This window comes from Candidatus Eisenbacteria bacterium, assembly GCA_016235265.1.
In the GTDB taxonomy this organism is placed as follows: Bacteria; Eisenbacteria; RBG-16-71-46; order RBG-16-71-46; family JACRLI01; genus JACRLI01.
In genome coordinates this window covers 29,290-42,875 of record JACRLI010000030.1, presented here as the reverse complement: position 1 = coordinate 42,875, position 13,586 = coordinate 29,290, and the positions used below count along the sequence as shown (strand labels likewise).

Genomic DNA, 13,586 nt, shown 5'->3' with positions numbered 1-13,586 from the left:
GTTGACGGCCCCCCGGAGGCGGTTCCGGGGGGCCGTTTTGCATGGGGGCGCCCGCAGCCGGCCGGCCCCGCCGGTCCATTCGTCGCGGCTCGAGCAAGTATTGACAATACTTGCCCCTGCATGTATGGTTCCGGCTAGAGGCACGGTCCCGAACTCGCAGGACTGCCCCGAGACCGCCCGCCACCCCGCTCACCGCACCTGCCCCGGGCCTCCTGGAGCGCGGCATCCGCCGGTCCCGCACCCGGCGTGAGCGAGACTCCCGCATATCGCCGGACAGCGTCGCCCGCGCCGGGGCGTTCCCGACGGTTCTTCACAGTGACAGACCACTGAAAGGACCTTCCGCATGAGCCCCAAAGCCCTCTTAGCCTCTCTCTTCCTCGCCGGGCTGGTTGCCGCCAGCGTCAACCCTTCCGGGGCCAGCACCCGGACAGGGGAGGAGCCGAACGACTCCTGGATCACGCTCAAGACCAAGGCCGCGCTGCTTACCTCGCGCGGAGTCGATGGCATGGACATCCACGTGGACGCCCTGCGCGGCCGGGTCACCCTGTTCGGGCGCGTGGACACCCGGGCGCAGCGGACGCGCGCCGGGGAGATTGCCCGCGGGGTCTCGGGCGTGACCCTGGTCCGCAACCTGCTCCAAATCGCCACGAACCCCACGGCCGAAGCCATGGTGAAGCGATCCGACGATGAAATCCGCAAGCAGCTGGAGGCTTCCCTGGGCGCCGACGCGACCCTTGCGGACAGTCACATCCAGGTGAAGGGAGTCAGCGCGGGCACGGTGGTGCTCTCCGGCACAGCGACCACCCTCTCGGACCAGCTCCAGGCGATCCGCATCGCGCGCGGCACGGCCGGAGTCCACCAGGTGGCCAGCGACATCAAGGGTCCCGACAGCGCCGGCGACCTGGAACTCTGGAGTCACGGGAGCGCGCCGGCCAACCCGGACACGCTCTCGGGCACGGGGATTTCCGACAACTGGATCACTCTCAAGACCAAGCTGCGCCTGATGGCCAACGACCAGACTCCGGCGGGTGAGATCAACGTGGACACCGACGACCACGTGGTCACGCTCTTCGGCGTCGTCCCCTCGGAGGCCTCGCGCGACGCGGCCGGAGCCGAGGCCCGGCAGGTGGGTGGGGTTCGCGAAGTCAAGAACCAGCTGGAAGTGGTCGCGCCGTCGCGGAAGGCCCAAGTGGACCATGGGGACGACCAGCTGGAGGCCTCCCTCGGCAGGTCCTACAAGGCGAACGGGCGACTGAAGGGCGTGGACGTCCAGGTGAAGAATGGAGTGGTGCGCCTGACCGGTAGCGTGGCCCACGAGCTGGATGTTCTGGACGCCACCGTCCTGGCGCGAGGCACGGCCGGGGTGCGCTCCGTCCGCAGCGAGCTGACCGTCAAGGCGGTTTCCTGAGAGAGATTCCCCGAAGAGAGATTCCCCGACGCGACGGGGTGGCGAGGCCTTGCCCCCGGGCCTTGCCACCCCTGTTGCATTTCTGCCCCGGCCGCGGGACGTTCCGCCGCGCCGTCAGTGCTCCAATTCCGCCCTCGCCCTCGCCGCGAATTCCGCCGCGTCAAAGACCGGCGCCTGCGGCACGCCCAGCATCTGCATCCAGTAATCCGGGGGCGGAGGATCGGGATCGGTCCAGCGGGCACGGGGTCCGTAGATCAGGTACACGTCCCAGGCATCCTGGTCCAGCTTCAGCGTGCGACGGAAGGCCTTCGCCATGGCCCGGCGCGAGTCCCAGTAGTGTGTCACGCGCGGATCGAGCAGGCGCCCGCTCGCGGAGCGGATGTCGCGTTTCGAGATCCACATCCCACCCAGCCAGAACAACTGGCCCCGCAGTCGCGGGTCCGGAGTCGGATTGAAGAGATGAGACGCAACCTGGGAGGCCCCCCCCAGACATACGTGTCAGGTGGGGGAGAGCAGCAGCAGGATGCGCACCTTTCCGGAGTCGGCGTTGAAGGCGGCGCGCGCCGCGGACAAGTCCCGGCCCAGCTTCAGGTGGGGAGCCGAGGGCCCGGCCTTCTCGCAGCCGGAAACGGCGATGGCGGCCAGCAGCAGCAGCCCCGCAGTGAGCCCCGTTCTCCGCAGACTACGATTCACGATTGCTGCCCCCTGCCGGGCGCGGCCTACCGGAAGTAGCGCAGTGTCACGTCGGTCGGACCGTACGGCGTGCGGGCCCTCAGGTTGAGCTTCCGTATGCGCCACGGTCCGTCCACGTCGATCAGACTGTACTCCCCGGGCTCACAGCCCTGGCGCCCGAAGTTTACCTCCTGCATGTCGCCGCTGGAAAACCACAGGGTCGCCCGGTCCAGGACCACGTAGTTGTCGAACCGGATCGAGATGGCCCGGGCGTGGCGGTTGGGCCTGAATGTCATCGACTGCCAGCGACTTCCGGATCTTCCCATGTGCCAGTTGTTGGACCACTCGACCCGGGGGCCCCAGGACGGCGTGGCCCAGGCGGACGGCTGCCAGTAGAACGCCTGCGGCCGCCAGCCTCTCTGGAGGTTGTCCGGCCGGCGATAGGTGTACCCGCGGTAGTCCGGGGACACGCGCCGCGGCTGCCAGCCCGGCGGCTGCGGTGGCTGGACGTAGGTGCGTCCCGCCCGAACCGGGCCGGGGGACGACGGTGCGGGTACGGCGCGGCGCGCCTGCCAATCCGGCGGCTGCGGCGGCTGGACGTTGGTGCGGCCGACCCGGACCGGAGCGGGGGACGGCGGCGCGGGTACCGCGCGGCGCGGCTGCCAGCCCGGCGGCTGTGGCGGCTGGACGTTGGTGCGGGCCACTCCTGCCGGGGTGGCAGGTGCCGGCGAGGGCTGCTGCTGCGGCCGAGCGCCCGGCTCGGCGGGCGCCGGTGTCGGCTGCGGGCGGGTGCCCGGCGGCAGGCGGCGCGCGCCGGGCATGCCGTCCTGCGGCTGCGGCTGGAGCCGCTGTGGCCGCTGTTCCGTTCGGGCCGCCTCGGGGTTTTTCTTCGGCGACCGGTTCTCCGCCCTCTGTTGGACGGGCTTCACCGCTTCGGGGTCCTTCCTGGGAGCGCGCTGCTCCGCTCGCTGCTCCGCTCGCTGCTCCGCGGGCTTGGACGCGGGGGGCTGTGCCTGGGTGCTGTCCTGGGAGCATGCGACTCCCCCGGACAGTTGGAGGGCTGCCATCGACCCGATGAGGACGAGCAGCCCGGGGATGCTGTTGCGATTCATGATCGCCACCTCCTTGAAGATGTCCTTCCAGCTGGACTTGCCTCACGGGGATCTGGATGGCGGGCGGCGCAGCTGAGACGTCCTGGACTCCTCGGCCGCGCCGCCGCCTCCGTCAAACCCGATCGGCGAGCTTCGTGGACTCTCTGGGATCCGCTTCAATCTCCGCAGACTACCTGCAGGGGCAAGTATTGTCAATACCTGCCCGGGCATCTATCAGAGCGCGCGTCCCGGGGGCTGCGACGGAGCGGGGATGACCACCGGACTCATGGGCAAGTCGTGTTGGGATAGGTGGTTGGGGCGTGGCTCCAACTGGCCGGTTACCGGCTACGGAAGGTGGGGACCCCCGGGCGATGGTTGTCTCTGTAGCTGCTCGGGCATGTATTGACAATACTTGCCCCAGCAGGTAGTGTCCGGGACGTGAGACAGAAAGGGGGGCGTCATGCCCATCGTTCAACTGCTCCTGGTCCTCGTCGTCGTCGGGGTGTTGCTCTGGTTGGTGAACACCTACATCCCGATGGCGTCCTCGATCAAGACAATCCTCAACGCCGTGGTGGTGATCCTGGTGCTGGTGTGGCTTCTCAGCGCGTTCGGCCTGATCTCCGGCTTCGGCAACTTCGGCTTGGGTCGGCACTAATCGGGCTGTCATCCGGATGGTCGCGGGCATTCGAGCCGCGCGGCCCCAAAACTTGACTCGGAGGTCCCAGATGTCACAGATGCGATATTCCGGGGTTCGCCTGGCGCTCGGAATGGCCGCCCTGGCCACGACGCTCATGGTTGACCCCGTCCCGGTCCATGCCCAGAACGTCGAAATCACGATCATGCCCTACGTGGGCAAGACGACCTGGTCGAAGCACGTCAACATCGAGCGCAAGCCGATCTACGGCGCCTCCGTGGGAGCGCTCCTGCGGGGCCGCGTCGGCATCGAGGGCACCTTCGGCATGGTCTCCTCGAACAGCGTGCGCGGCACGGCCCCCTGGGTGGACGCCGCCGCCACCGGACCGTCCGTGAAGATGAAGAGCCTGCAGTACGGCGCCGACCTGCTGTACAACTTCCTGTCGAGTGAATTCACCCCGTACGTGGCGGGAGGCTGGCGCCACTACAAGTTCACCTCCGGCTCGGACGCCGCCAAGACGGTGTACAACTACAACGGGTTCGATGCCGCGCTGGGCGCCCGGCTGAACGTCACGAAGGTCCTGGGCGTGCGCGCGGAAGTGCGCGACGTGATGTTCCGGTTCAAGTCCCCGCCGGCTTCCAACCCGCCCGGGGAATCCCAGACCCACAGCGTGTTCTACAACCTGGGGCTGCAGTTGACGCTGGGCCACAAGGGGCCGGCGCCCCCGCCGCCGCCGCCGGCGCCGGTCACGATCGTCGTGGACGCGCCGCCGCCGCCGCCGCCCGTGGATTCGGACGGCGACGGCGTGATGAACGACCAGGACAAGTGCCCGGACACCCCCCGCGGAGTGCTCGTGGACGCTTCGGGATGTCCCCTGGATTCGGACGGGGATGGTGTCTACGACGGCCTAGACAAGTGCCCGGACACGCCCAGGGGCGCCACCGTGGACGCGTCGGGCTGCCCCAGAGACTCGGACGGGGACGGCGTTTATGACGGGCTGGACAAGTGCCCGGACACTCCGCAGGGCGCACGGGTGGACAGGGACGGCTGCCCGATCGTCGTAAACGAGCGCGAAACAGAGCTGCTCGACACCGGCAAGATCACGGCGCGTGACATTCACTTCGCGACCGCCAAGTGGGACATCCTGCCGCAGTCGTACGAGTCGCTGAGCGGGATCGGCAAGATCCTGGAGCAGTGGCCGCAGCTGCGCATCGAGATCGGCGGACATTGCGACGCGCGTGGATCGGACGCCTACAACCTGGACCTGTCCAACAAGCGGGCCCACTCGGTCCTCACCTACCTGCTGGAGCACTTCCCGAAGATCAACCGCGAGCAGTACACGGCGGCGGGCTACGGTGAGAGCCAGCCGGTGGGCGACAACAAGACCGTGGAAGGCATGGCCATGAACCGCCGCGTGGAGTTCAAGGTCCTGAACACCGAAGAGCTGACCAAGGCGCGCGAGCGCCGCCACATGCTGCCCAAGTAGGGCCGAGAGCAGGCGGGCCCCCCGGGGGTGACCGAGGACCGGTCCCCCCGCGGGCGCCCGCTGGTCTCCAACCGCGAAGCGACTTCGCGAGATCTGCCAGTGGGCGCGGGCCGCCGCCATTCGCGGGGAAATGCCGCGAGGATGTTCTGCGCATCCTTGCGAACGACAGGAGTGCCGCCATGCTGAGCAAGGCCACCGCGCTCGAGGGCTACACACTGGTCAGCCCGGACGGGGACGTGGGGAGGGTCAAGGAGTTCTACTTCGATGACCAACAGTGTGCGATACGCTACCTGGTTGCGGGAACGGGCGCATGGCGCTCGGAGAAGAAGGTCCTGATACCGCCCCGGGCGCTGGGCCCGCTGTTCCCGGAGAAGAGGCACATCGCTGTCGAACTGACGGCACAACAGATCGAGAACAGTCCCTCGGCAAGCTGCGGCGTGCCCATGTCGCAGCCGACCGGGGAGACCCGCCTCCCGGATCCTGGATCCCCGCGGTACTGGGGTGGCCCCCACATGTGGGGCTCGCCTCCCGACTCCGGGCGCGAGCGCGACCCGTGGAGGAGCCCGATCCGGGGTGAGAGAGCCTGGAGAATGCACCTGGGCAGCACGCGCGACGTGAGCGGCTACCAGGCCCAAGCCGTGAATGGAGACAGTGGCTGCGTCGAGGACGTTGTCATTGACGACGAGACCTGGGCGATTCGCTACTGGATCATCGATACGGGGAACCGTTGGGCGGGACGAACAGTCCTGCTGGACGCGCACTGGGTCGAGCGCGTCAGCTGGAGCGAATCAACGGTCTACCTGAAGCTGGCCCGTGAGACCGTAAGGAACCTGCCGGAGTACACCGAGGCGGCGCTGCTGGCACTGGAGTACGAGACCAGGCTGCGGCGCCACTACGATCCCTAGCCGCCCGCCCTGCCGGCTCACACTCCATCGCAATGCACGGCAGCGTCTTGCGTGTGTTTGGGCCGAATTGGCCCCCGCGGCACCGGATATGTAAGTACACTCCCTGGATACGCCGTGCCGGCGTGGTGTGAACGCCGGCGCCCCCAGGAAGGCCACTTGAACCAGGTTCGCCGATTCGCCGCTCTCGCCTGCGGGCCCCTCATCCTGATCGCCGCCTCCGCGGCGACACCGGCCCTCCATGCGCCGTCCTTGATTCCCGACCGGCCGGAAGCGGCCGATGACCGCGCCCATTCACCGCTGCTGAAAGTGTTGGGTACCAGTGGCAAGCTGCGCGCCCTGATCGGAACGCCGGCCTCGCTGGCGCAGAATCCGGTCCTGCGGCCGCTCCTCCACGGAGTACCACTGGAGATTCCGGGCGTGCACCTGCTGGGGCTGCCCGCGCCCAACGGGGATGCGCTGGTGGTGGTGACTCTGGAGTCCTTCGCGGCGATGCGCGGCCCGCGGTTCGACGCCTACCGCGTTGGGCGCTGGCCGGCGCCCGGGCTGGGCGCGCGCGACCCGCGCTACCTCTCGCCCACAGGCTTCATTCCGGTGACGCCGGAAAACGCGTCCACGCCGGTCTCGACGAGATTCCGCCTGCGCGACTTTCTGACCCACGACCAGCAGGGCGTGTGGCCCAAGGTCCTGGTGCTGCGAGTGGAGCTGCTGGACAAGCTCGAGCTCATCGGCGACGAGCTGGAGCGCCGGGGACTGCCCGGGACGCTGCACGTCATGTCCGGTTTCCGCACGCCGCAGTACAACGCGCAGGGCGTGGGTCGCAAGGGCGGCCGCGCCAGCGAGAGCCGCCACATGTACGGGGATGCGGCCGACGTGTTCGTGGACGCGGACGGCGACGGCGCGATGGATGACTTGGACGGCGACGGGAAGGTCACGATTCGCGACGCGCGGTTGCTGTTTGCGGTTGCCGAGGAAGTTGAGAGCCAGCACCCCGATCTCGCGGGCGGCCTGGCGGCCTACCCGGCGAACGCGGCGCACGGGCCGTTCGTGCATGTGGATGCGCGCGGGGGCAGGGCGCGGTGGTGAAGCAGGGGCGAAGGCGGCGCGCCGGTGCACTTTCGCTCGTTCTCGTGCTCGCGCTGGCGCACTCCTTCGGCTGCGGTCGTGAATCCCGCCCCGTCGGTGACCCCCGCCCCGGCCCCCGCCCCGGTGAAACCCCCCCCGACACCTCCACACGAATCCTCTCGGCGTACCGGGCACTGCCGGCGGTCTACTACGGCTCGCCGGCGCTCAGTCCCGACGAGCGCACCGTCTACATCGGCACCTCGCTGTGGCACTTCGCCACGCCACAGTCCAACCACGCATTCGTGGCGCTGAACACCGCCACCGGCGGCGTGCGCTGGCGCTATGAACTGGGCGCCGGCATCGTGAGGTCCAGCCCCGCGGTGGCCGCGGACGGCTCCGTCTACTTCATGGTCGAAGGCCGCAACCCGACGCCGGACTCGCTGGCCGCGGAAGTCCTGTGCCGGTTTTCGTCGGACGGGCGGCTGCTGTGGTCCCGCAACATCAACCCCACCGGGGTCACCACGGAGGTCGGGCTCTCGGCTCCGGCAATCGGCGCGGACGGGTCGGTGTACGCGGCGGGCGACCGGCTGTACGCGTTCCGGCCCGACGGCTCCCTCAAGTGGGCGCAGTTCGAGCCGACCTTCGAGGCGCGCCACAACTCGCCGGTGATCGGGCGCGATGGCACGGTGTACTTTGTGTTCCACAACATCCCGCTCACCGCGCTCGATCCGGACGACGGCTCCATCCTGTGGTCGTGCCCGCTGGGCGTGAATGACCACTGCTTTTCATCGCCGGGGATCGGTGCGGACGGCACGCTCTACGTGACCACCCAGCCCGGGCTGGTGTATGCGGTGTCCTCCGCGGGGCAGATCCTGTGGCAGTTCGACATCGCATCGGCGGGCTTTCAGGGATTCCTGCGGTCCTCGCCGGCGGTGGACGCCGACGGCACGATCTACTTCGGCCTCAACTTCGGGAGCCCGTCTTCGGCGCTCTTCGCGCTCAAGTCGGACGGCACCGTGCGCTGGATCTTCGAGCCGCACGACCTGCCGGCGGACGTGCCGGGGGATCACTTCGACATCTACTCGTCCCCGGCCATCGGCTCCGACAGTTCGATCTACTTCGGGCAGGAACTCGGACGTGTCTACTCGCTGAACCCCGCCGACGGGTCGGTGCGATGGATGCAGGCCACCCACTCGGGGATCACGTGGTCCTCCCCGGCCCTGGCTGCCGGGGGCTCGCTGTTCATCGGCGACCTGGACGGCTACTGCTATTCCATCCGGGTCGCGAGTCGGGGCCTGAAGGCGACCGCTGCCTGGCCCAAGTACCGGGGGGACAACCAGAACTCGGGGAGGGCGGGACCCTGACGCGCTCAGGGCCCGTCGCCGCGAAGACCCGTCCATGGTATGATCCATCAACACCTTGGAGGAGGTCTTTGTGCCCCGCCCAGCCGCTTCGCGCCGCCGTTGCATGGGTGCCGTCTCGCTCGTCCTGGCACTCGCCTGCCCCGTCACCGCCTGGCCGTGGGGCGGCGCCACGCATCACTACATCGCCCAGCACTATTCGCAGCATTTGCCGGCCTATATTGACGGGCTGCGCGCCTACGACGGCACGGTGGACCAGAAAGTCACCGACGCGGATTCCCGGAAGTCGTCCACGCCCGGCGAGAGCCCCAAGCACTTCATAGATATTGATGCCTACCCGGAGTTCCTGCAGGGCACGCTGACCCACAACCGGGCCGCGCTGGAAGCCCAGTACGGGGTGTCCACCGTGACCGCCAACGGCGTCCTGCCGTGGGCCGTGGGCGACGTCATGGCCACCCTGACGCAGCAGTTCCAGGCGCAGCAGTGGAGCGCGGCCGCGGTCACCATCGCCGACCTGTGCCACTACGTGGGCGATGCCCACCAGCCGCTGCACTGCACCCAGAACTACAACGGCCAGCTGAGCGGGAACTCGGGCATCCACTCGCGCTACGAGAGCACCATGATGTCCACGTACCTGCCCTACCTGGGCACCGCGCCGATGACGGTGGCGTACTATCCCAGCTCGGTGGAGGAGATGTTCTCGGTCATCGGGTCGTCCTGGGCAGCCGTGAGCGGCCTCCTGGCGGCGGACAACACCGCCAAGGCCGCTTCGGGGGGCTCCTACAACTCCACGTACTATGGCTCGCTGTGGAACAACACCCAGGCCATGACGCGCAGCCGCATTGATTCCGCCACGGTGGTCACGGCCTCCTTCGTGTACACCGCGTGGGTGAACGCGGGCCGGCCGGTGGTGCCGGGCTCCACGGTCACGGTGGATGGCGGCCCCGTGGCGGCCGCGAGATTCGAGATCGGGCCCACGCCGTTTCGGGATGAACTGACGGTGCGGTTCTCGGGAACCGGAACCTTCCACGCGGAAGTGTTCGACATCCGCGGGGCTCGCGTGGCGGGGCTGGCGGCGGGTACCGCGGGGGCGGGGAGCGCGACGTGGCGGCCGGCGGAGTCCGGCGCCGGCGCGGGGGTCTATTTCGTGCGGGTGACGGGAGGAGGCAAGGAGAAGATTGCGCGGGTGGTCTACCTCCGATGACTGTCTGCAGATAGGGCAGATGTGCCTGCCAGCAACGGAAGCGCCCCGGCTGCCCTCGTGGCGGCCGGGGCGCTTCCGTTTACCTGCCCGGCGCGACCAGCGCGAACATCGCGCCCTGCGGGTCGAGGCACTGCACGATCCACTGGCCCGTGGGCACTTCCATGGGGCCGTTCATCACCTGCCCGCCGTTCTCCTTCACCAGTGCGGTGGCCGCGTCAATGGCGTCCACGTTGAAGTAGAAGAGCCAGAATGGCATGGGCGACTCCTTCATCTTGGTCATGATGCCGCCGATCGGCGCGTCCCCCGCGGCGAAGAGCCGGTACACGCCGAGCGGGCCCATGTCCATGTCCTCGGCCTTGGTCCAGCCGAAGAGGCTCGAGTAGAACTCGAACGCGGGGATGCCGTCGCCCGCGTGCAGCTCGTGCCAGCCGATGGTGCCCCGCGCGCCCGGCGCCGGCGGGGTGTAGCCCTCCGGGCTCGAGCCCTTCAGCAGCATGAACCCCGCGCCGTGCGGATCGGCCACCACGGCGAAGCGGCCGACGCCGGGGATGTCCGCGGGGGCCCGGTGGATCTTGCCGCCGGCAGCCACGATGCGCGCGACGCACGCGTCCACGTCATCCACGCTGATGTAGCCCATCCAGCACGGACGCAGGCCCGCGCCGCACATTTCCGGGCTGAGATCCATCATGCCGCCGATTCCGGAGGCTCCCACGGAGAGCACCGTGTACGGCGTTCCGCCCCCTCCGAAGTCCTTGCCCTCCCAGCCCACGATCTTGCGATAGAAGGCGTAGGCAGCGTTGCGGTCGGTGGTCATCAACTCGTACCAGAAGAAGGACTGGGTCTTGGTTGCGGGCATGGGAGCCTCCTCTCAGTTGGACGGGTGGTCGTGCGGCCGCTGATCGCTGCCCATGATCTCACTTTCGCCGATGTTCATGCGCGCGAAGAGAACGGCCTTGTCCCAGCCGGGCGGTGGGTCCGGCAGGACCGGGTGCTCGCCGTGGGTGATCAGCTCCGTGATCCGGCCGCCCAGGTGCTACTCTTGGATCGCGGCCTGCTGGAGAGGCACCGTGGATATGCGGTTCCGGGGGCAGTGGTTACGAATGGCGTGGTGCCCCGGCGGGGCCCATGGCAGGGTTTCCATTGGCCGCCATGAGACCTTACAATCAGCTGCTGCCCGGGAAAGGCCCGTGCGGCGTGTGCCCGGTCCCGGGCCCCACCCCGAAGTCACCCGCCACGACTCCCGGAGGCACCCTTGGGTGAAACCCGCGTCGATCTCCTGCACCTGCTCGAAGACCTTCGCGACGCCTACACCGGCTCGCTCGAGGAGACGATCCTCTCTGAGATCGTCGCCAACTCGCTGGACTCGGGCGCGACGCGGATCTCCTTTGCCACCGACACCTCGCAGGCAACGCTGGTCGTGGTTGACAACGGCTGCGGCATGCTGCGGCGCGAGCTGTCGCGTTACCACGACATCGCCGCCAGTACCAAGGCCCGCGGTGACGGCATCGGATTCGCCGGTGTGGGCATCAAGCTGAGCCTGCTGCTCTGCCGCGAGGTTCTTACTGAGACCCGCCGCGGCAAGAGCCACGTGGCCACGTTGTGGCACCTGGCCTCGCGCCACCGCGCGCCGTGGAAGTGGATCCCGCCCCCGGGCGTCGTGGAGACCCGGGGAACCGCCGTGCAACTGAGACTTCACAACGCGCTGTCGCCGCTGGTGGATCGCGGGTACATCGAGGGCGCGCTGCACCGCCATTACCGCTCGCTCCTGGACCCGGCCTTCGAGTTGCTGCTGGGGCCCCACTACCCCCACGGTATGCGGTTCGAGGTGGACGGCCGCGAGGTGCAGCCGGCTCCGGCCACTGGCACCGAGCGGGCTTGGATGGAGATGCGCCTGGCGCGCAAGCGCAAGCCGTCGGCGGCCGGTTATCTTGTGCGCGAGCCCTTGCCGCTCCCGGAGGATCAGCGGGGGCTGACGATCTGCACGCTGGGCAAGGCCATCAAGGGTGGCTGGGACTGGCTGGGCCTCGGCCCCGCCGCACTCGACCGTATCGGCGGCTGTATCGAGGCTCCCGCGCTGGCTGCGTGCCTGACCTTGAACAAGGCGGATTTCATACGCAGCGGGCCCCGCGGCGCGGTGTACCTTGCGTACCGCAAGGCGATCCAGGAAGCGGTGGCGAGGCAGCTGGCGGCCTGGGGGGATGAACGGGAAGTGGCGGACGCGGCGCGCCGCCGGATGGTGAAGCCCCTGGAGCGGGACCTGGAGCGCGTGCTCCTGGACCTGGCCGGGGATTTTCCGCTCCTTGCGAGCCTGGTGGAGCACCGCAAGGGCGGACAGCGGAGCCTGCCGATGGGGAGCGGTGGCATGGAGCCGGGCCATGCGGTGCCGGGTGAGATGGAGGAGATGCGTGGCGTGGTCCCCGGAGCGGGCGCTGGAGCGCCGGACGATGCATCCCCCGCGTCGCCCCAACAGGCCGGTGGTGAGGCAGGCGCGATGGAGGAGGCAGAAGAGTCTGCATCGGGGACGATTGAAAACCCCCCTGTGGGCGAGAGCCCGCTATTCGCAGGAGGCATCGCGGGCGATGGGCCGGCAGGATCAGGAAGGGGCCCTTCGGCACGCGCTCCAAAGTACGGCCTCGGAATTCAGTTCGAACCGCGCCCCGGGGACCCCGAACTGGGACGGCTCGTGGAGTCCACGGTCTGGATCAACGAGGCGCACCCGGCATACAGCCGCGCAACCGCCTCGCGATCCGAAGGCTACCATGTGGCACTGGCCGTCGCCCTGGCGCTGGCCCCGCTCGCGGTGGAGCCGGCCGGGGAGCATGCGTTCGTGACGAGGTTTCTATCCAAATGGGGCGAGGCGCTGGGGAAGGGGAAGGCGGGGAGAAGTAGGTCGGGGCGAACTTCCCCGTAACGACGTGATGCGTGCCTGTTCCCCGCGATATCAGGCCAGCCAGAGCACACACCATGGCGTCTCTGGAGTCATGGGGCCGCGGATGCTAGACTTGCTCTTTGCGTCGGGTGCGGAGTCCATCGGCCTGCGTGACTCGATGTCAGGCCCCGGTCGAGGCCCGCATTCCCCACCAGGCGGAGCGATCAGCAGCCCAACGCCAGGAGCAGCTTCCAATGATCAGCGACGTTTCCGAACGCAGGGCAGACATCGAGGTGCTTTGTCGCGCCCAGGGGGTCCGCCGGCTGGAGTTGTTCGGCTCTGCGGCCTCCGGAGCCTATCGACCCGGGGAAAGCGATCTCGACTTTCTGGTCGAATTCGTGCCCGATCCACCAGGCGGCTACGCCGAAGCGTACTTTGGCCTTCTCGAGGGTCTTGAGAAGATGTTCGGGTGCAAGGTGGATGTCGTGGTCTACGCCGCGATCAGGAATCCGTATTTCATGCAGTCGGTCGAGCGGACCAGGACCCTCCTGTATGCGGCTTGAGAGCAGGAAGTACCTGCACGATGTCCAGCAGGCGGCCGGGTTGATTGCACGGTTCACCGCCGGGAAGAGTCTCGAGAACTACTCGGGTGACCCCATGCTCCGGGCCGCCGTGGAGCGGCAGTTCGAGATTGTGGGTGAGGCTCTCGCGCAGCTCGACAGGCTCGATCCGGCGACTGCGGGGAGGATCAGCGATTGCCGGCGCATCGTTGCTTTCCGGAACATCCTGATCCACGGGTATGCCGATGTGGATGACAGGCTCGTGTGGGATATCGTGCAGTCCAAGGTCACTTCACTGACGACAGAAGTCGCCGCAATGCTCGGTAAGGACTGA

The 13,586-nt window shown here is 68.4% G+C and carries 14 protein-coding genes; 10 read left to right on the top strand and 4 right to left on the bottom strand.

From position 1 onward, the window contains the following. Nucleotides 1–343 precede the first annotated feature (343 nt). The gene (locus tag HZB25_14355) at nucleotides 344–1,408 is read left to right on the top strand and encodes a BON domain-containing protein (protein MBI5838415.1); all 1,065 of its coding nucleotides are present in this window, start codon (nucleotides 344–346) and stop codon (nucleotides 1,406–1,408) included. Between the two features lie 114 nt (nucleotides 1,409–1,522). Here the strand turns inward: HZB25_14355 and HZB25_14350 are convergent, their stop codons facing one another. The 3 genes from HZB25_14350 to HZB25_14340 form a co-directional block, all read right to left on the bottom strand. Then, entirely contained in the window at nucleotides 1,523–1,810 is a 288-nt protein-coding gene (locus HZB25_14350) for a hypothetical protein (protein MBI5838414.1), read from the bottom strand. Nucleotides 1,811–1,906: 96 nt separating this feature from the next. Next, complete coding sequence (locus HZB25_14345) at nucleotides 1,907–2,101, bottom strand: hypothetical protein (GenBank protein MBI5838413.1); 195 nt, start codon at nucleotides 2,099–2,101, stop codon at nucleotides 1,907–1,909. Nucleotides 2,102–2,127: 26 nt separating this feature from the next. Then, nucleotides 2,128–2,550, bottom strand: coding sequence for a hypothetical protein (locus HZB25_14340; GenBank protein MBI5838412.1), 423 nt, complete (start codon nucleotides 2,548–2,550; stop codon nucleotides 2,128–2,130). A gap of 1,081 nt (nucleotides 2,551–3,631) precedes the next feature. Between HZB25_14340 and HZB25_14335 the strand changes: the two genes are divergently transcribed. The 6 genes from HZB25_14335 to HZB25_14310 all read left to right on the top strand — a co-directional run bounded on the left by HZB25_14335 (nucleotide 3,632) and on the right by HZB25_14310 (nucleotide 9,823). Then, a complete protein-coding gene (locus HZB25_14335) occupies nucleotides 3,632–3,826 on the top strand; it encodes a hypothetical protein (GenBank protein MBI5838411.1) in 195 nt (64 codons plus the stop codon). 70 nt (nucleotides 3,827–3,896) lie between these two features. Beyond that, nucleotides 3,897–5,291: an OmpA family protein gene (locus tag HZB25_14330; protein MBI5838410.1), complete on the top strand. Its 1,395-nt coding sequence runs from the start codon at nucleotides 3,897–3,899 to the stop codon at nucleotides 5,289–5,291. Nucleotides 5,292–5,470: 179 nt separating this feature from the next. Continuing rightward, a complete protein-coding gene (locus tag HZB25_14325) occupies nucleotides 5,471–6,196 on the top strand; it encodes a PRC-barrel domain-containing protein (GenBank protein ID MBI5838409.1) in 726 nt (241 codons plus the stop codon). A gap of 156 nt (nucleotides 6,197–6,352) precedes the next feature. Then, the gene (locus HZB25_14320) at nucleotides 6,353–7,279 is read left to right on the top strand and encodes a DUF882 domain-containing protein (GenBank protein MBI5838408.1); all 927 of its coding nucleotides are present in this window, start codon (nucleotides 6,353–6,355) and stop codon (nucleotides 7,277–7,279) included. Beyond that, nucleotides 7,276–8,622 carry a PQQ-binding-like beta-propeller repeat protein gene (locus tag HZB25_14315; GenBank protein ID MBI5838407.1) on the top strand — a complete coding sequence of 449 codons (1,347 nt, stop codon included), beginning with the start codon at nucleotides 7,276–7,278 and terminating at the stop codon, nucleotides 8,620–8,622. Before HZB25_14320 ends, HZB25_14315 begins: the two co-directional genes overlap by 4 nt. 70 nt (nucleotides 8,623–8,692) lie before the next feature. Next, nucleotides 8,693–9,823 (top strand): hypothetical protein, encoded by a 1,131-nt coding sequence (locus tag HZB25_14310; GenBank protein MBI5838406.1) that lies wholly within the window; start codon nucleotides 8,693–8,695, stop codon nucleotides 9,821–9,823. Nucleotides 9,824–9,902: 79 nt separating this feature from the next. Here the strand turns inward: HZB25_14310 and HZB25_14305 are convergent, their stop codons facing one another. Next, the gene (locus HZB25_14305) at nucleotides 9,903–10,679 is read right to left on the bottom strand and encodes a VOC family protein (GenBank protein MBI5838405.1); all 777 of its coding nucleotides are present in this window, start codon (nucleotides 10,677–10,679) and stop codon (nucleotides 9,903–9,905) included. A gap of 396 nt (nucleotides 10,680–11,075) precedes the next feature. Between HZB25_14305 and HZB25_14300 the strand changes: the two genes are divergently transcribed. From HZB25_14300 to HZB25_14290, 3 genes are all read left to right on the top strand, one after another. After that, nucleotides 11,076–12,734, top strand: a complete 1,659-nt coding sequence (locus tag HZB25_14300) for an ATP-binding protein (protein ID MBI5838404.1) — start codon at nucleotides 11,076–11,078, stop codon at nucleotides 12,732–12,734. Between the two features lie 212 nt (nucleotides 12,735–12,946). Further along, a complete protein-coding gene (locus tag HZB25_14295) occupies nucleotides 12,947–13,255 on the top strand; it encodes a nucleotidyltransferase domain-containing protein (GenBank protein ID MBI5838403.1) in 309 nt (102 codons plus the stop codon). Next, nucleotides 13,245–13,586: a DUF86 domain-containing protein gene (locus HZB25_14290; GenBank protein MBI5838402.1), complete on the top strand. Its 342-nt coding sequence runs from the start codon at nucleotides 13,245–13,247 to the stop codon at nucleotides 13,584–13,586. Before HZB25_14295 ends, HZB25_14290 begins: the two co-directional genes overlap by 11 nt.

What these genes read in the sequence shown, in the direction of transcription:
- HZB25_14295 (MBI5838403.1), top strand. Translation starts at nt 12,947, where the DNA reads ATGATCAGCGACGTTTCCGAACGCAGGGCAGACATCGAGGTGCTTTGT.
- HZB25_14325 (MBI5838409.1), top strand. Translation starts at nt 5,471, where the DNA reads ATGCTGAGCAAGGCCACCGCGCTCGAGGGCTACACACTGGTCAGCCCG.
- HZB25_14290 (MBI5838402.1), top strand. Translation starts at nt 13,245, where the DNA reads ATGCGGCTTGAGAGCAGGAAGTACCTGCACGATGTCCAGCAGGCGGCC.
- HZB25_14355 (MBI5838415.1), top strand. Translation starts at nt 344, where the DNA reads ATGAGCCCCAAAGCCCTCTTAGCCTCTCTCTTCCTCGCCGGGCTGGTT.
- HZB25_14305 (MBI5838405.1), bottom strand. Translation starts at nt 10,679, where the DNA reads ATGCCCGCAACCAAGACCCAGTCCTTCTTCTGGTACGAGTTGATGACC.
- HZB25_14335 (MBI5838411.1), top strand. Translation starts at nt 3,632, where the DNA reads ATGCCCATCGTTCAACTGCTCCTGGTCCTCGTCGTCGTCGGGGTGTTG.
- HZB25_14330 (MBI5838410.1), top strand. Translation starts at nt 3,897, where the DNA reads ATGTCACAGATGCGATATTCCGGGGTTCGCCTGGCGCTCGGAATGGCC.
- HZB25_14350 (MBI5838414.1), bottom strand. Translation starts at nt 1,810, where the DNA reads ATGTGGATCTCGAAACGCGACATCCGCTCCGCGAGCGGGCGCCTGCTC.